Annotated in this window: 13 protein-coding genes; 6 read left to right on the top strand and 7 right to left on the bottom strand. The window is 53.7% G+C overall.

Annotated elements, in window-relative coordinates; translation table 11 throughout:
* Positions 1–15: 15 nt before the first annotated feature.
* Genes E1B03_RS13615 through E1B03_RS13605 form a run of 3 tightly spaced genes read right to left on the bottom strand, consistent with a single transcriptional unit; the run spans position 16 to position 6,465 of the window.
* On the bottom strand, positions 16–2,175 hold the full coding sequence (locus E1B03_RS13615) for a virulence factor SrfC family protein (RefSeq protein ID WP_133086393.1): 2,160 nt from the start codon (positions 2,173–2,175) through the stop codon (positions 16–18).
* Entirely contained in the window at positions 2,172–5,153 is a 2,982-nt protein-coding gene (locus E1B03_RS13610) for a virulence factor SrfB (protein WP_133086392.1), read from the bottom strand. Before E1B03_RS13610 ends, E1B03_RS13615 begins: the two co-directional genes overlap by 4 nt.
* Positions 5,154–5,157: 4 nt before the next feature.
* Complete coding sequence (locus E1B03_RS13605) at positions 5,158–6,465, bottom strand: SrfA family protein (protein ID WP_133086391.1); 1,308 nt, start codon at positions 6,463–6,465, stop codon at positions 5,158–5,160.
* Positions 6,466–6,747: 282 nt separating this feature from the next.
* Here E1B03_RS13605 and E1B03_RS13600 point away from each other — a divergent pair, with 282 nt between their 5' ends.
* Entirely contained in the window at positions 6,748–8,346 is a 1,599-nt protein-coding gene (locus E1B03_RS13600) for an ABC transporter substrate-binding protein (protein ID WP_103770642.1), read from the top strand.
* A gap of 17 nt (positions 8,347–8,363) precedes the next feature.
* Complete coding sequence (locus E1B03_RS13595; RefSeq protein ID WP_103770641.1) at positions 8,364–8,597, top strand: YdcY family protein; 234 nt, start codon at positions 8,364–8,366, stop codon at positions 8,595–8,597.
* A 74-nt stretch (positions 8,598–8,671) separates the two neighbouring features.
* Here the strand turns inward: E1B03_RS13595 and E1B03_RS13590 are convergent, their stop codons facing one another.
* Both E1B03_RS13590 and E1B03_RS13585 read right to left on the bottom strand, forming a co-directional pair.
* On the bottom strand, positions 8,672–9,121 hold the full coding sequence (locus tag E1B03_RS13590; RefSeq protein ID WP_103770640.1) for a DMT family transporter: 450 nt from the start codon (positions 9,119–9,121) through the stop codon (positions 8,672–8,674).
* Positions 9,118–9,636 (bottom strand): GNAT family N-acetyltransferase, encoded by a 519-nt coding sequence (locus tag E1B03_RS13585; protein WP_103770639.1) that lies wholly within the window; start codon positions 9,634–9,636, stop codon positions 9,118–9,120. The genes E1B03_RS13590 and E1B03_RS13585 overlap by 4 nt, the downstream gene beginning before the upstream one ends.
* Before the next feature lie 37 nt (positions 9,637–9,673).
* On the opposite strand from E1B03_RS13585, the gene E1B03_RS13580 reads away from it, so the two are divergent.
* The gene (locus tag E1B03_RS13580) at positions 9,674–10,249 is read left to right on the top strand and encodes a helix-turn-helix domain-containing protein (protein ID WP_103770638.1); all 576 of its coding nucleotides are present in this window, start codon (positions 9,674–9,676) and stop codon (positions 10,247–10,249) included.
* Between the two features lie 58 nt (positions 10,250–10,307).
* Positions 10,308–11,345: an NADP-dependent oxidoreductase gene (locus E1B03_RS13575; RefSeq protein WP_133086390.1), complete on the top strand. Its 1,038-nt coding sequence runs from the start codon at positions 10,308–10,310 to the stop codon at positions 11,343–11,345.
* A gap of 30 nt (positions 11,346–11,375) precedes the next feature.
* On the opposite strand, the gene pqqU is transcribed toward E1B03_RS13575, so the two are convergent.
* A complete protein-coding gene (gene pqqU / locus E1B03_RS13570) occupies positions 11,376–13,496 on the bottom strand; it encodes a TonB-dependent receptor PqqU (RefSeq protein ID WP_103770636.1) in 2,121 nt (706 codons plus the stop codon).
* Positions 13,497–13,757: 261 nt separating this feature from the next.
* On the opposite strand from pqqU, the gene yncE reads away from it, so the two are divergent.
* Both yncE and E1B03_RS13560 read left to right on the top strand, forming a co-directional pair.
* Positions 13,758–14,819, top strand: coding sequence for a 7-bladed beta-propeller protein YncE (gene yncE, locus E1B03_RS13565; RefSeq protein WP_103770635.1), 1,062 nt, complete (start codon positions 13,758–13,760; stop codon positions 14,817–14,819).
* Between the two features lie 136 nt (positions 14,820–14,955).
* Entirely contained in the window at positions 14,956–15,177 is a 222-nt protein-coding gene (locus E1B03_RS13560) for a YgdI/YgdR family lipoprotein (RefSeq protein ID WP_003020157.1), read from the top strand.
* Between the two features lie 41 nt (positions 15,178–15,218).
* On the opposite strand, the gene ansP is transcribed toward E1B03_RS13560, so the two are convergent.
* Positions 15,219–16,661: an L-asparagine permease gene (gene ansP, locus E1B03_RS13555; RefSeq protein ID WP_003833088.1), complete on the bottom strand. Its 1,443-nt coding sequence runs from the start codon at positions 16,659–16,661 to the stop codon at positions 15,219–15,221.
* Positions 16,662–16,890 lie beyond the last annotated feature (229 nt).

The following is a 16,890-nucleotide window of genomic DNA, read 5'->3' as shown; positions in this document are numbered from 1 at the left end:
GGCGTTAACGCCGTTTCAGGAGAAAAGCAGGGCATCTAATCGTTTTTTATCGGCGTCGCTGACGTCCTGCGGATGCTGATATCCCACGTTTTCATTGGCGCGTGTATACAACGCAACCAGCCAGTCGTAAACGTAACGGCTAGCGCCGTGCGAAGGTTGTTCATCCAGCTTCGTCAGGCGTACCATCGGCTGCTGCTTTGGCGCGCTAAAAATAGCCGATCCTTTTTGGATCCTGCTGGCAGGGCGCTGTTCCTCGGCTACATCGGCAAATCCAAGCCAGGTAATAAAATCACCAATATCGGCGTGAAGCTGCGCGGCGCAGACATTTTCGTGCTGCATAATGCGCTGTAAGCGTAGCGGCATCTCCAGCCGATAGCTGGTGGTGACGAGGATATCGGCAACCTGCCTTAACGTACGCGGTTCGAGACGTAAACGGCGAGCGTTATTTTCATCGCGACACCACTGGCGCACGTGGTTAACCCACATTTTGTGCGCCTGATATCCGCTCTCTTTGCTTTCCGGCGAGTGCTGTGTGTCGTGCACCTCGGCAAACAGGTCGATCTCGTCATTAAATAACCCGCTTACCTGTTCCTCACGCGGCTGCTGAACCCGCAACAGCGACTCAAAAAGGCGCATTGGCGGGAGCAAACCATCCAGGAGTTCGCCATGCTTTGCCGCCTGAGCCTGTAGCTGGCGGATCACTGACTCATTGCTTGCTGATTCGGTCTCACCGGGATGAATCCAGCCGATCAGGGTTTCGCGTACGCGCTGCTGATGCTGTTCACGCAGGGAGGTCAGCCTGGCCTGGCGCTGCTGTGGTGAGGTAGCCTGAGTCAGCCATTCGACGAGGCGTTGTAAGCTGTGTTTATCCAGCGCCTGCAGCGTGCCCCAGTGCAGTCCGGGTTTGCCCATTAATTGCTGCACGGATTCATCAAGATTTTGCTGGGTGCTAAACCGCGCATCCTGCGGGGTAATGGCCCAGACCACGCCTGGCAATGCGGCGTCGTGGACGGGTTGAGTATCGTTCACCCAGCCCAGCAGCTTGCGGGTGATGGCTGGCGTCTGGGAGCGGATAGATATCGCATTACAAATTAACAGCACATCCGGTTGCAGATGCTGGCGATAATGTTCCAGCATCCAGCCCAGTTTTGCCTGCCACAGAGGATGGGAATGCGCATCCGGGGCGAGGGGAATATCGAGCAGATCGACACTCTCCAGTACGGCGTCTTCAACCGTCAGGACCAGCTCGCGCGTCAGCAGCGCCAGTGACGCCTGAGAGAGACTGACGGCATTGAGCAACTGGTGGTTTTCAATAGGATGAACCACCACATCGCTTTGCGCCTCATTGCCGGTCAAGGCCGCCTGAGTCAGGAAACTCTCGGCAGGTAAGCCAAAATGGTCAACCAGCAGGCTCAGCGGAGCCGCGAGTTCTTGCGCGTTTCCGGTTTGCTGCAGCGTATGCGCCAGCGCTAACCACTGTTGCGTGAGTTCTGGTTGTTCTCCCCACAGTAACGCCCAGGCGCTTGCCCGGGTAGTCAGATCCAGTGCCGGTAGCAGCGTGGCAAACTGTTGCCATAGCGCATCGTCTATTTGCTGTTGGTTAGCCGGTACGCAGGAGCGCCAGAAACGGCCAATCGTCACGACATCATGCGCGGTAATACCTGCTACCGGATGACGCTGACGCAGCGTTTGCCATTTTTCCAGACGCGCCTCAATAATCGATTTTTCAACCTGGCGGTTGTCCGGGAGCGCACAGAACTGGGTAATAAAAAGCTGTACCAGTTCGGCTTCACTGAGTAGCCGCAGACGCAATGGCCATTCACTATCGAGCGGATGTTCATCGCGTGTAAAGCGGACTGCCATATTGGTCGGCGCATGACCGGGATTTATATGCGAAAAGTAATCAAAACTGCGATCCGGGGTCACGATGTTCACTTTGCCATTGGCGTTGCTGCACAGTGCCGAGAGCAGGTGCGCTTTCGCCGATTGCGAATGTCCGTATAGCCCAACGCATCCTTGTGATGAAAAAGCCGTCTTCAGCGTCGATTCATGCACGGCGGCTAGCGTGAGCTGTGCCAGCAGGGCATCGGCTTCATCATCAAGACGCGCCGAATGTTGGCGGGTGTCAGATACCCACTCGATGGCGGCCTGCGCGGTGTTTAACTTCTTACTCATTTCAGGTACACGCTCCCGCTATCAATCCAGTAATGGCTACCGCTATGGCGACGGTCTGCCAGCGTATTCAGTTTTAACGTTAAGGCATTGGCGGCAACGGGGGTGCCATCCTGTAACCAGGCATCGCCCAGTACAAAGCATTCCGGGCCACTTTCTTTACTGCCACCACGAAGCTGCAGCCGTACATTCAACACGCCATCTCCGGCGATGGTTTTGGCCAGTTCGGCAGAATTTATGCTAAGCGTATACAGCGGTGTAGCAGGCCAGCGGCTGTTTGCGAGTTGACGGAAACCTAACGTCACGTTGCCGCGCAACGGGAAGTGCAGGCGGGTATCCAGCTTGGCGCCGGGCTTATCCAGATCGATATCGTGATACCAGATATTCTCATCGCGAAGCGTGTTAACGGTATTGTCCAGCACGCCGAGATAACGTACGGTCGAGTAAGCACCGATATCGGCAGCTTTAAAGTTAAAGCGCGGCAAGCGCAAATCCAGCGCCAGGCTGCACAGCATAGCGCCTACAGCAGCGGTGGATTTAGGGTTACCAATCCGCCCCTGTTGGCTGAACGGATACCATTCATGTACGCGATAGTTATCCATCCAGATCATACGATTAACCGGAACGGGCTGCAGATGGCGGATCAACGCCTGTACGCCCGGCAAGCATGCGGGTCTGCCGGTCACTAGTAAAATATCGCAGCGATAGTGTGAAATGGCCTCACAGACCGCATGCAGCGGGGAGGTTAGGGTAAATTGCCCCGCGAGTAACGCTTCCTGTAACTGCCTGAACTGTACCTGTAACGGCACGCTCAAAACATCAAACGCTGGCGAACCAGACGGCAACGCATGATCGATAGCCTGCTGGATATAATTCATTACGTTGCGCGTGGGTAGCTGGCTCAGAAGTTCGCCAAAGGTGGCATGTAGCCCGGCTACCGGATCGTTAATATCGCTTTGTTCCCAGGCGGAGAGCACAGCATGACCGAGCGGCATAAAGAGCTGCAACGCCGTTTGCTGACGCAGAATCGCCTGAGTATCAATGCGCCCGGAATCGCCAAATAGCGTGGCCAGTAATGCCGCGGCGTCGGTCACGCCAGCCTGTTGTAAGTGGGTTTGCAGGGCAGGCAACACGCAACGCTGAATCACGTCCAGCAGCATGTCATCGCCCGCGACCTTAAAGCCTTCGCGAAACAGCAAATGCGGGGTGATTTTGACGTTCGCGCCAACGCCGTCATCAAGCTGGTAATGGACGACGGCCATATCCGTTGTCCCGCCACCAATATCGATAGACGCCACCCGCAGCGCACGGCCTTTAATCTCACCAGGTTCCGGCAGTCGGTCCGGGCGGGCAAGGGCGTTAAAGAATGATTCGGTGTGACCATCGTAGTGAGAGATGGCTTCGTTATACAGCCACACCAGTTGCCCACAGCTGGCTTCATCCCATTCCATCTGGATCTCAGGTACGGGAACTACGCTCTTTTCCTGCTGCTTACGCGTGGTGAAATCCTCATCCTGCGGGTGCCAACCCATCGCTTTCCAGACCAGTGCAACAGCCTCAAACATGCGCAGGCGGAAAATCTCACGCTCCTGTTTGGGCATCGCCGACGGCAGGGTCAGGATCAGCGTTCGCAATTGACGAGGAGACGCCGGGAATCCGAGGCGCAAACGCGTCGCCACGCTGTTGATTTGCCCCAGTGCCTGGGCCAGTATTTCGCACAGCATATGCGTCATCAGCGTGCTGCGGCTGTACTGCGGTGAGAATACCGGCAGACGATCGTCCTGCGGCAGGCTGAACAGCGGTTGTCCGTCATCGTTCATCAGGTTCATCAACGGGAAGGCGGTAGCCAGCGGTTCGCGCTGGGTTTTGCCATTCATCTGGCTAAAGCGCCAGTCATGCAACACCGGCGTTTCATCCCACAGATAACGGCGCGGGCTGGAGATCCCACTGCTGCCTTCGGTGCCCATGCGCTGCATCGCCAGCTTTCGGGCTTCGTCGCCAACGCGAACAATCGACGGCCAGATAAAGGCGTCATCACGACCGCTCTCAACGGAAAAGTGCTGCTTGCCAAAACGCGCTTCGGAAAACTCCAGGCGACTGGTAAACAGCGGATCGTTAAGAAACTGCGGCTCGCTTAACGAACGCACCTGCAATTCGGCAGTCTGGCGCAGTCCATCATTGGCATCACCGTGATCTTCAATCAGGACGCCGCAGGTATGGGTATTACCGATATCCAAAATGAGATCCACCGGAATAGCGGGCGCGCTGAGGGTGTGCGTGACCAGTTTCACTTCCGGGACGGAAAGCTGTTCGCCTAACAAGGTCAGAACATTCAACCAATGCGCCTGGTATTCAAAGTTACGCAGCGCCTGCTGGATCTCTTGTTCAGAGCGGTTCTCATGCTGCGTGACATGATGCATAAAGGATTCGCGCAACCAGCCGTCAATCCAGGTCTGGTCGAGGAAATCAGCGATTTCGTTATCATGCCAGGCCAGCGCAAACCGCGTCCCATTAAGCAGGTCATTTTCGTTGGGGGTTAACGCCGCAGGGGCATTTTCAGTGAGCTGGCTGTCCAGCGCCACGGTAACGCGATGGGTGTTGCCCGCGTTGTCAGGTTGTGCCAGCTTTCGCACCTGTACGCGCGCCCAGTTATCCGGGCCTTCAACAAACGTACGCGGCGGGTTAAAGCGCAGGAACGGCAGCGGCAGCCAGACGCCATCAAGCACGTCCAGCGAATAATGCAGCGTATGGGTGCTTTCCGGCTTCACCACTTCGGGCTGACCGCCGGTGCTGCCTGGCAAGGTATAGCGTCCTGTTGTCAGATCGAAATCCAACCGCAGCAAGGGACCGTTGGCCGTTTTGCGCACAAAGCGGCCATGCTGCGCAGACTCCTGTGGCGTCAGGCCAAAATCCAGAAATTGCACACCGCTGTTGGCGATGAGCGTCACGCTCTGTTTGTAGTCACACAGATTCACCAACATAAAATCAGGCACCTATCTTTTTGATCGTCAGGGGGATTTCCGCGTGATCGTCATAACGTGCGGTACAGGCGGCGACGTCATTGGTTCCCGCTTTGCAGGTAATTTCAGGCATCGGATAACGAGACCCGTCCGTGCAACGGGCATTGCCGCGACTCTTAATCATTAATTCACCTGACTGATGCAAACCGGAGAAAATCTCAGCACGACAAACAATGTTGTCACCATGCACCACGCGCGCAGTGCCTTTATTGGCCTGGATCTGATAGCGCAGCGACGGCGCTTTACCGCTGACCGGATCTTTAACATCAACCATGACGCGCCAGTTGCCGTTGAGAAAACGCGTCGTTCCGGCCTTCATCTGGTTGGCGTCCATCACCAGCGCATCTTTTGGAATCGCGGCGATCACCACCGGTCCTTCGACGGGTTTTTCTTTTTTTGCAGCCGGGATCACTTCAGCCCGATGCAGCGGCAGTGCCGATGTCAGTTCTGGCAGCGGCGCCACATCTGCCTTAGCAACTTCACTTTGGGAGACTGCGGCTACCGGCTGGACAGTCTGTTGCTTCCACAGCAGTGGTCCAACAATAGCGGCAATGATCACTGCGGCAACGGGCAGGCTCCACAGCGGCAGGCGGCGTGTGGGCTTTTCCTGTGTCGGCAGCGGTGTAACTTCAGGTTCGTTAACAATGACCGGGGGCTGTGGTTCAGGTTCAACCGGCTTAGGCAGCTCAACGATCGGAGTCAGTAAAGGTGCGTCGGCTTCGGCGAAGGTGATTTCCGCAGGGGGTTCTTCTTCCGGCTCAGGCTCCGCTACGGTAACCACTGGAGGAATATCGGCAAGGCGTAAACAATCAAGTACGTCGTCGCGGGGATTTTCATTCAGATTGACGAAGCCCCAGAACGTAATAACCGGCTTGCCATCAACCAGAAACACGTGGTTTTCACCAGGAAACTGGATGGCTTTTTCAAGCAGTGAGCCAAACAGCTGCAGGGAGGTTTTACCTGATTGCAGGCTTTTACGGCTCAGGGCCGCCGCATTTTCCAGCGTGCTCCCCAGATAGCGCAGTGCACGAAATCGTGCCTCTTCATCAGCGGCTTTCCACGCAACGGCTTTGCCTTCAATCGGCGAATACCAGTCCACCCGATCGCCGTTATCGTTAATTTGTGGGATCGCCAGACAATCCACCATCGCCTGCTGCTTACGCAGACGAAGCGTTTCACGAATTTGCAATGCTGAATCAAATACGGCCTGACCACCGCCACCCACGGCCTGATAGTCATCCAAATTGCCGCTGCGCAAGAGAGTTTTTGCCACGTTGTTACCCCTTAGACTTCTTCACGTATCTACTTTACGTTTTATAAAAGCGAGCAAACGGCGGAAGAGAGGCAAAAAGGGGCGAATTTTCATGGCATAGAGTGCCGGGAAAAATCTTGACGTTTTGAAAAAGACTTAAGGGAAATTAATCCGCTTGTGGTGCTGAATTATTCAGCGAAATACACCGGATTAGAATAACCTGATAGTGATTTGTTATTGGTCAGTTTTTGTCAGCTATGCTCTGATATCTCGGTTAATAATAAAATAAGAAGGCTTATAACCATGATTGCAAGGAAAACGTTACTCGCGCTGGCGCTCAGCGCCGTCTTACCGTCAGGCGCTGCGTTCGCGGCCAATACTGATACCATCATCTACTGCTCAGAAGCGTCGCCGGAGTCATTTAATCCGCAAATCGCCAGTTCCGGTCCATCGTTTGTGGCCAGCTCACAGGTGCTCTACAACCGGCTCATCAACTTTGATCCAGTAAAAAATACGCCGGTGCCTTCTCTGGCAACGGATTGGACGATTTCGCCGGACGGTAAGACCTACACCTTTACCCTGCGTCAGGGCGTAAAATTCAACAGTAATAAATTCTTTAAACCGACCCGTGATTTCAACGCTGATGATGTGATTTTCTCGGTATTACGCCAGAAAGATGCCGATCATCCGTACCACAAGGTTTCTCAGGGAAGCTACGAATACTTTAACGATGTCGGTCTGGATAAACTGATTCAGGAAGTGAAGAAGGTCGATGATTATCACGTTCAGTTTGTCCTCAATGAACCTAACGCCGCGTTTCTTGCCGACTGGGGAATGGATTTTGCCTCCATCCTCTCTGCGGAATATGCCGACGTGATGATGAAAAAAGGTACTCCGGAAAACGTCGATAACTGGCCGATTGGTACCGGGCCTTACGTGTTGCAACAGTACAAGCAGGATTCACAAATCCGCTATCTCGCCAACCCGAACTACTGGGATGGCGCCGTCCCAACGAAGCACCTGATCTTCTCCATCACGCCAAACGTACAGACCCGATTGGCAAAACTGCAAACCAATGAATGCCAGATAATCCCGGCGCCAGCCCCCGTACAATTTGACGAGATTAAAAAGAATAAAGATTTGACGCTGCATTCGGTAGAAGCGCTGAACGTCGGATATCTGGCATTTAATACCGAGAAAAAACCGTTTGATAACGTGCTGGTGCGTCAGGCGTTAAACTACGCGACCGATAAAAAGTCCATTATTAACGCCGTCTTTTTAGGTTCCGGTACGGTGGCAAAATCACCAATTCCGCCGAATATGATGGGGTTCAATAAAGATCTAAAAGATTACGCTTACGACCCGCAAAAAGCGAAAGACCTGCTGAAGCAGGCGGGGCTGGAAAACGGCTTTGAAGCGACACTGTGGTCAATGCCGGTTCAGCGCCCATATAACCCGAACTCCCGACGAATTGCCGAGATGATCCAGAGCGACTGGGCTAAGGTTGGCGTGAAGGCGAAAATTGTGTCGTACGAGTGGGGCGAATATCTCTCCGGAATGCGTAAAGGTGAGCATGACACCGCGCTGTTCGGCTGGATGTCAGACAACGGCGATCCGGATAATTTCGCCGATGTACTGCTGGGCTGCGACAGCATTAAAACCGGATCTAACGCCGCGCGCTGGTGCGATAAAGAGTATAATTCGCTGGTGCAAAAGGCGAAACTGGTGAGTAAACCTGATGAGCGCGCCGCGCTTTACCAGCAGTCGCAAGAGATTTTCTACCAGCAGGCGCCGTGGATTGCGTTGGCAAACGGTAAAACGTTCTACGCTACGCGCAGCAACGTCAGCGGATACAGCGTCAGCCTGATGGGCAGTGATTTTTCAAAAGCAAAATTAAATTAATGAGTTAAGGAGAGATTATGTCGCATCTGGATGAGGTCAGCGCACGTGTTGATGCCGCCATTGAAGAGAGCGTCATTACGCATATGAATGAATTGCTGATCGAACTCAGCGATGATGTCGCGCTGAGTCGGGAAGATCGCTACACCCAGCAACAGCGTTTGCGTACGGCGATCGCACATCATGGCCGTCAGCATAAAGAGGATATGGAAACCCGTCGCGAGCAGTTGACCAAAGGCGGCTCTATCCTCTGATGTTTCCTTGCCGGATGGCGGTGTTCTCACCTTATCCGGCCTACAGGCACGTTCCGTAGGCCGGATAAGCGCAATTAAAATGAGCGTCTGGCCACCAGCCAGGCCCCGACGACCAGCAGAACCGCACCACAGACCGGCCCCACCAGCGCCCGCAGCGGTACGCCGTGGCTACGCAGAATATCCAGCACCAGCCCGCCGATTAACTGGCTGGCCACCAGCACCGCGATAGTGGTCGCAGCACCCACATTTTGGTATCCACTGATACTGGCAAAAACAAAGAACGATCCCAGCAAACCTGGGATTAGCGTCCACCAGCGCACGCTGGAGACCAGTTCGCCAAACCCCGCCGCACCTTGCTTAAACCACAGTATGCTGACGAACAGCACGATCCCGACCAGCGAGTTAAGCAACATGGCGATGAGGATCGTCGAGGAGGTCTGCGTAATACGCACCATTAAGGTATTTTGCACCACCAGACCAATACCTGCGGCAATCAGAAAGGAGAGGGTCAGCATCTGATTCATCTGCCGGCATCCGGATCGCGGCGATCGTCTAATTGTAATTGCATGAAGGTCAGATCCAGCCAGCGGCCAAATTTGGTGCCAACCTGCGGCATTTGCGCAGTGGTTTTAAAACCCAGCGTACTGTGCAGATGTAGCGACGCCTGATTTTGAGACTCAATGCCCGCCACCATCACGTGCTTGCCGCACGCGCGCGCTTCTTCGATCAGTCTGCTGAGCAGCGCTCGCCCCAGCCCCTTTCCCTGATGCTCAGGATGTACATACACCGAATGTTCAACGGTATGGCGGAATCCATCAAAGTTACGCCAGTCGCCAAAGGAGGCGTACCCCGTGACCACGCCATTCTCCTCACTCACCAGCACCGGATAGCCCATCAACTGGCGGGCTTCATACCAGGAAATACGGTTTTCGGCATCGACCGTTTGATCGTTCCAGATAGCCGCCGTATGCAGTACCGCGTGGTTGTAGATTTCTGCAATGGCGGCACAGTCTTCTTTGCTGGCAAATCGAATTGACATGTTGAACCTCAGGGGTTGTTCACTATAGTATTACAATATGAATACTATTGAAGACAGCATAAATCAACGGATCGGTGCAAGAATTCGCATTGAGCGGGAATCTCGCGGCTGGTCACTGACGGAACTTGCCGAGCGCGCAGGCGTGTCGCGGGCGATGATCCATAAAATAGAGCGCGGTGAGAGCAGTCCTACGGCCACGCTGCTGGGCAGGCTTTCCGGCGCCTTTGGTATCAGCATGTCCATGCTGATTGCGCGTGCCGAAATGCAGGAGGGCAAGCTGCTGCGCTTCGCAGACCAGCCCGTCTGGCACGACCCGCAAAGTCACTATCTGCGCCGCCATGTTTCACCGCGTAGCGATCTGCCGATCGATCTGGTGCAGATAGAATTGCCCGCTGGAAGCGATATCCCGATGCCAGCTTCCTCCTACGTGCAGGCCAGACAGCTTATCTGGCTACAACAAGGAGAACTCGTTTTTGTGGAAGGGGACGTGCGCCATGAAATGCAGGCTGGCGATTGCCTGGAGCTTGGCCCGCCGAATGACTGTCGATTTATCAATGAAACCGCGCAACCCTGCGTTTACCTGGTTGTGCGGTTAAATCATGTCGTCAGCTAAATGGCGGACACAGGCTGCTACTATTGATGGATTCATGCCAAAAGCAGAGGAGCACATCATGGGTCAACAGACTAATCGTAACCGTCGCTGGGTACTGGCTTCCCGTCCGCATGGCGCACCGGTTGCGGAAAATTTCCGTCTTGAAGAGGATGAGGTGGCAACGCCGGGTGAAGGCCAGGTTTTGCTGCGTACCGTTTTTCTTTCTCTCGACCCGTACATGCGTGGCCGCATGAGCGATGAGCCATCTTACTCCCCGCCGGTAGAGATTGGCGGCGTGATGGTGGGCGGAACCGTAAGTCGCGTGGTGTCATCCAACCATCCTGATTACCAGCCAGGCGAGTGGGTACTGAGCTATAGCGGCTGGCAGGATTATGACATCTCCGACGGTAGTGGCCTGGTAAAGCTTGGCGATAATCCCGAGCATCCTTCCTGGGCACTGGGTGTTATGGGAATGCCGGGTTTTACCGCTTATATGGGGCTGCTGGATATCGGTCAGCCAAAAGCGGGAGAAACGCTGGTGGTAGCCGCCGCAACCGGCCCGGTTGGCGCAACGGTAGGGCAGATTGGTAAGCTCAAAGGCTGCCGGGTGATCGGCGTTGCAGGCGGGGCAGAGAAATGCCGACATGCCACCGAGGTGCTGGGCTTTGATGTCTGTCTCGATCACCACGCGCAAGATTTTGCGCAACAACTGGCAAAAGCCTGCCCGCAAGGTATCGATATTTATTACGAAAACGTTGGCGGTAAGGTATTTGACGCGGTCCTGCCGTTACTCAACACCTCTGCGCGCATTCCGCTGTGCGGACTGGTCAGCGGTTACAACGCCACTTCGCTGCCGGCAGGACCAGACAGATTACCGTTGCTGATGGCAACGCTGCTGAAAAAGCGTATCCGCATGCAGGGCTTTATTATTGGTCAGGATTACGGCCACCGCATTCATGAATTTCAGCGGGAGATGGGGCGCTGGGTAAAAGAGGGCAAAATCCATTACCGCGAACAAATCACCGACGGTCTGGAAAATGCGCCGCAGACCTTTATCGGTTTGCTGACTGGTAAAAATTTCGGCAAGGTGGTTATTCGTCTTGCTGACGATGCGTAAAATGGATGGCGGGAATCATTCCCGCCAGTTTTACTCAAAACGCCAGGCCAGATTAATACCTATGCCATAGTTTCGTCCTGGCGCTGGTTCGTAGTATCTGTCATTTGATTCATTCACAATCACCGAGCCGACATAGGTTTTATCAAACAGATTATCCACCCGACCGAACAGGTCTACCATGAGACTGCTGTAATAAAATTTATAACCGGTATTCAAGCCAACAACGGTGTATGACGGAGCTTTTGCTGTATTTTCATCATTGGCCATAATGTCGCCCATATAACGAACATCTGCTCCCGCATACCAACCTTCATCGGGTACATAGCCCAGTGATGCAAATCCCATGTTTTGTGCAATGCCGGGCAGTCGGTTGCCGTTGCAGTTTTGATCGCCACAGACGTTGCTGCGGTAGGTTGCATCCAGCCAGGTCCATGCCGCTTTTACGCGCCAGCTTCCTGCAAAGCGTTGGTCCCAGGATAACTCACCTCCCTGACGGCGGGTTTTTCCGGCATTTTTATAGGTCGTACGACCGCCATTATTACTTTCAACGACGATTTCATCGTCCGTGTTGGTCTGGAACAGAGCCGCAGTAAACAATCCGTCGCCGATACGCGTTTTGCTGCCGATTTCAATGGTGTCATTTGTTGAAGGCTGTAAGGCAAAATTCATCCCACTTTGGCCGTCAGAACGGTAGGACAGTTCGTTAATGGTCGGCGTTTCGAACCCGCGCCCCGCGGCCAGATAGACGTTCCAGGCATCGGTGATAGCGTACTTTAACGATCCGGCAGGTAACCATTTGTGGTAGCTGGCGTCACCGCTGTCATCTCCATTACCGGGCGCAATATAGCGATCGTTAGAATCAAACCACACTGAACTGTAACGAACGCCAGCATCCAGTGAGAGCTTCTGCGTTAATTGCCACTGGGATTGCAGATAGGGGTCGACATTCCACATCAGGTTACGTTCGTTACGGCGTAAGTCGCCTTTCTGCCCATACTCCGGCACGCCATCAACCAGACGGAAATTATTGTAGCCTTTACGGTTTTCGCTCATGTTTTCATAATTCAGACCGGTGGTGAAGGTCACGGGTATGCCCAGCTCACCCCGATGAGTCCAGCGGTTGTCTATCCCCTGATAATGGCGTTGCAGGGTAATGACGCCCCCGGCATGAGACGGTTTTAACTGCGGGTCTATCGGGATCGACTGATACTGAGTGGTTTCACGTTCCCCTGCATAGGTCATGATGCTGATCGCATCCTGCACGCTAAGCTGGCGTTCATAGCGCAATCCCGCCTGGGTCTGCTTGATGGTTTTTCGCGTATTGAATTGCTCAGCGCGCGGCGACTGCTGCGGATCGACCCGCCATTCCGACTCGGTAAGACCGCCGGGATCGTCGGCTTTACTGTCCACGCTATTGAAAATCAGGGCCAGTTTGCTTGTATCGTCAATGCGTACGCCCAGCTTGGCGTTAGCCAGATTTTTTTGCGCGCTGCTGTGATCGCGATACCCGTGGGTGGTAAACCGGGTTGTTGAAACGGTGTAATCTACATCGCCAGGCTGAGTCCCATCGCCCAGTGCTCCGGTGGCCTTTAAACCGTAGCGCCAGGTGCCAAAACTACCGTAATAGCTGCTGGCTTCAATGGTGGGCGGCTCATGTCCCGTTTCTGTGCTGACATTCATCACCCCGCCGGACGCATTGCCATACAGAGCAGAGAAGGGGCCACGTAAAACCTCAATGTTTTGTATGCTGCTAATGTCGATATTGGATGTTTGACCCTGTCCATCCGGCATGGTTGCTGGAATGCCATCAACGTATAAACGAATGCCGCGAATGCCATAAGTGGTTCGCGAACCAAATCCACGGATCGACAACTGGAGGTCCTGGGCGTAGTTCTGTCGATTTTGCACCTGCAGGCCCGGGACGCTGGTCAGGGATTCAGACAGGTTAATGCGCGGCGTCGCCAGACGCATATCCTCTCCGTCAACGACGCTGACGGCAGCAGGGGTATCCAGCTCAGAAACGGACTGTGGCGTCGCACTTACGATCAGCGTTTGATCGTTTGTCTCACTTGCCGCCAGGGCTAAAGGTGAGAACAGGAGAGGCAGAAAAGAAACATAAAATGCCGTATAGCGGGCTGAAAAAATCGTCATGAACAAGGCCAGTTAATGAAGCTCACGCCGTAAAACCGACGGTAAGCGCGTGAATTTTTTTAAATAAAAGCTGAAATTTAGCGCTGCTGAATTGCGGGAGTTAATCGGGCAATGAAAACGATTGTAGTCAATATGTGAAGAAGTGCTCCACTTTGCGATGAATAATGATTACTATTCTCATTATTAAAAAGGCAAAACCATGATTTTGCTCATTGAAGCTATGTGAAGCAGTAACAAACGAATTTATCAAAGGGAGTCGTCATGTCTTTACGTCATCTGTTTTCGCCGCGTCTGCGTGGTTCTTTACTGTTAGGTTCACTGCTTGTTGCATCATCTTTTACTACGCAGGCTGCAGAAGAACTGCTGCGCAAAGCCGTGGGCAAAGGCGCCTATGAAATGGCGTACAGCCAGCAAGAGAACGCGCTATGGTTGGCGACCTCACAGAGCCGCAAACTGGATACCGGCGGGGTGGTTTACCGTCTTGATCCGGTCACCCTTGAAGTGACTCAGGTTATTCATAACGATCTCAAACCGTTTGGCGCCACCATCAACAACGCCACGCAAACGCTGTGGTTCGGCAACACGGTAAACAGCGCGGTAACGGCGATGGATGCCAAAACGGGTGCGGTGAAAGGACGTCTGGTGCTGGATGCACGTAAACGTTCTGAAGACGTTCGCCCGCTGCAGCCGCGTGAGCTGGTCGCCGATGATGCCACCAACACGGTATACATTAGCGGAATTGGTAAAGAGAGCGTGATTTGGGTGGTGGATGGTGATGCCATTAAACTGAAGGACACCATTCAAAATACCGGCAAAATGAGCACTGCTTTGGCTGTCGACAGCAAGGCTAAACGCCTGTACACCGCCAATGCGGACGGTGAATTCATCACCATTGATACCACTACCAACAAAATTCTCAGCCGCAAAAAGCTGCTGGATGATGGAAAAGAGCATTTCTTTATCAACCTGAGTCTGGACACCGCGGGCAACCGCGCCTTTGTCACCGACTCTAAAGCAGCAGAAGTGCTGGTTATCGACACCCGTAATGGCAACGTACTGGCAAAAGTCGCTGCGCCGGAATCCCTGGCCGTGCTGTTTAACCCAGTGCGTAACGAAGCCTACGTGACCCATCGTCAGGCCGGAAAAGTGAGCGTGATCGACGCGAAAAGCTATAAAGTCGTTAAAACGTTCGAGACCCCAACATTCCCGAACAGCCTGGCGCTCTCTGCCGATGGTAAGACCCTGTATGTCAGCGTGAAACAGAAGTCTACTCGCGAGCAGGAAGCCACCCAGCCGGACGATGTTATTCGTATTGCGCTGTAAATAACGGGAGGGGGAAACCCCTCCTGTCATTTCTCTAAACCCCACGATACGCCTCGTTACACCCCGCCAGTAGCCCGACCCACTTCAGGGACTTACACTACGCCCTCAACGGCTAACTGAATAACACGGGAATACCATGAAAAAGCCATTTATCTGTCTGTGTGCTGGCGTAATGCTGTTTACCCTGGCAGGGTGTACCACCGATTACGTTATGACGACCAAAAGTGGACAAACCATCACCACCCAGGGTAAACCAAAACTGGATAAAGACACGGGAATGACCAGCTATACCGATCAGGATGGGAATGCGCGGGAAATTAACAGTAACGACGTAGCGCAGTTGATTGAAGCGAACTAAAAAAGAAGGCCTGAAGGGGTAACCTGTCAGGCCTTTTGCCGTTATGGCGCGGTGCGGTGGATTTCTGCAACGCGTTTACGTACGCCAAACCAACCCGCAACCAGCAGGATAGCAATCAGCGGTAATGAGGCGATGGTATAGGTACCGTTCGGATAATCAAACGCCATCAGCACCAGCACGCTCAGCAAGAACAGCAGCGTGAGCCACGAGGTAAACGGTGCTCCCGGCAGCTTAAAACTGACGTCAGCCGTTTTACCTTCTTTTATGGCCCGGCGCAGACGCATCTGACAGACCATGATAAATCCCCACGACGCAATAATGCCCAATGACGCGAAGTTCAGCACGATCTCAAACACCTGTGACGGCACCAGATAGTTCAGGAATACCCCAACAACATACACGACCAGCGTGGCGAGGATCCCAGCCCAGGGTACCTGCTGACGGCTCATTTTAGCCATGAATTTTGGCGCCGAGCCGCCCATCGACATGGAACGTAAAATACGCCCGGTGCAATACAACCCTGAGTTAAGGCTGGAAAGCGCCGCGGTGAGCACCACAATATTCATGATGCTGCCAATGTACGGCACGCCCAGCTTGGAGAAGAAGGTAACAAACGGGCTTTGTCCCGCCTGATAGGCGTTCCACGGTAGTAACAGAACCAGCAGCACAACCGAACCCACATAGAACAGTCCAATACGCCAGATAACGCTATTGATCGCTTTCGGCACCATGGTTTGCGGATCTTTGCACTCACCAGCGGCAGTACCTACCAGTTCAATAGAGGCAAACGCGAAAACCACCCCCTGAACCAGTACCAGGGCAGGAAGCAGGCCATGCGGGAAAAAGCCGCCGTTGTCGGTAATCAGATGAAAACCCGTGGCGTTACCATCCAGCGGCTTTCCGGTGCCTAAAAAGACGGTACCCACCACCAGGAAAATGACAATTGCCAGCACTTTCACCAGCGCAAACCAAAACTCCATCTCCGCGAACCACTTCACGCCGATCATGTTCATGGTGCCGACAATGGCCAGTGCGCCGAGGGCGAACACCCACTGCGGTACATCGCCAAATGCGCCCCAGTAGTGCATATACAACGCGACTGCGGTGATATCGACAATACCGGTCATCGCCCAGTTGATGAAGTACATCCAGCCAGCCACATAGGCGGCTTTTTCACCTAAAAATTCACGGGCGTAAGAGACAAAGCTACCGCTGGAAGGGCGATGCAAAACCAGTTCTCCGAGCGCGCGCAGTATAAAGAACGAAAAAATACCGCACACCAGATAGACCAGCGCCAAAGCAGGACCGGCCATCTGCAAGCGTGCGCCTGCGCCTAAAAACAACCCGGTACCAATTGCGCCGCCAATGGCGATCATTTGTACCTGTCGATTCCCCATCGCTTTGTGATACCCCTCTTCGTGGGCATTCAACCAGCGTCGTTTCGCCGCATGTTGTTCCGCGGCTTGCGTGTTGTTTGTGTTCATTACTTTTCCTGTTGACCTGACAAAAATACAAAATCCTTTTTGCCGCACCTGCTGCGGCGAAAACAGCGTTACCCTTCATTGTGTTACGGGGAAAACTGCCGGCCGAGCATCCTACATTCAATTGATCGGTTGCGCAAAGCCCCGGCAACAAGAATTCAGCAATTTTGTACAGCCACAACTGGCGCGGTGTGGCCTCGATTCAGCCAATAAAAGAAAAGGGGATGTGGAT

It is taken from the genome of Citrobacter arsenatis (genome assembly GCF_004353845.1).
Lineage (GTDB): Bacteria > Pseudomonadota > Gammaproteobacteria > Enterobacterales > Enterobacteriaceae > Citrobacter > Citrobacter arsenatis.
This window is presented reverse-complemented; position numbering and strand designations above follow the sequence as displayed.

Excerpts from the sequence above, each read along its gene's own strand:
- E1B03_RS13615 (WP_133086393.1), bottom strand. The coding sequence starts at position 2,175 with ATGAGTAAGAAGTTAAACACCGCGCAGGCCGCCATCGAGTGGGTATCT.
- E1B03_RS13610 (WP_133086392.1), bottom strand. The coding sequence starts at position 5,153 with ATGTTGGTGAATCTGTGTGACTACAAACAGAGCGTGACGCTCATCGCC.
- E1B03_RS13600 (WP_103770642.1), top strand. The coding sequence starts at position 6,748 with ATGATTGCAAGGAAAACGTTACTCGCGCTGGCGCTCAGCGCCGTCTTA.
- E1B03_RS13595 (WP_103770641.1), top strand. The coding sequence starts at position 8,364 with ATGTCGCATCTGGATGAGGTCAGCGCACGTGTTGATGCCGCCATTGAA.
- E1B03_RS13590 (WP_103770640.1), bottom strand. The coding sequence starts at position 9,121 with ATGAATCAGATGCTGACCCTCTCCTTTCTGATTGCCGCAGGTATTGGT.
- E1B03_RS13585 (WP_103770639.1), bottom strand. The coding sequence starts at position 9,636 with ATGTCAATTCGATTTGCCAGCAAAGAAGACTGTGCCGCCATTGCAGAA.
- E1B03_RS13580 (WP_103770638.1), top strand. The coding sequence starts at position 9,674 with ATGAATACTATTGAAGACAGCATAAATCAACGGATCGGTGCAAGAATT.
- E1B03_RS13575 (WP_133086390.1), top strand. The coding sequence starts at position 10,308 with ATGGGTCAACAGACTAATCGTAACCGTCGCTGGGTACTGGCTTCCCGT.
- pqqU (WP_103770636.1), bottom strand. The coding sequence starts at position 13,496 with ATGACGATTTTTTCAGCCCGCTATACGGCATTTTATGTTTCTTTTCTG.
- yncE (WP_103770635.1), top strand. The coding sequence starts at position 13,758 with ATGTCTTTACGTCATCTGTTTTCGCCGCGTCTGCGTGGTTCTTTACTG.
- E1B03_RS13560 (WP_003020157.1), top strand. The coding sequence starts at position 14,956 with ATGAAAAAGCCATTTATCTGTCTGTGTGCTGGCGTAATGCTGTTTACC.
- ansP (WP_003833088.1), bottom strand. The coding sequence starts at position 16,661 with ATGAACACAAACAACACGCAAGCCGCGGAACAACATGCGGCGAAACGA.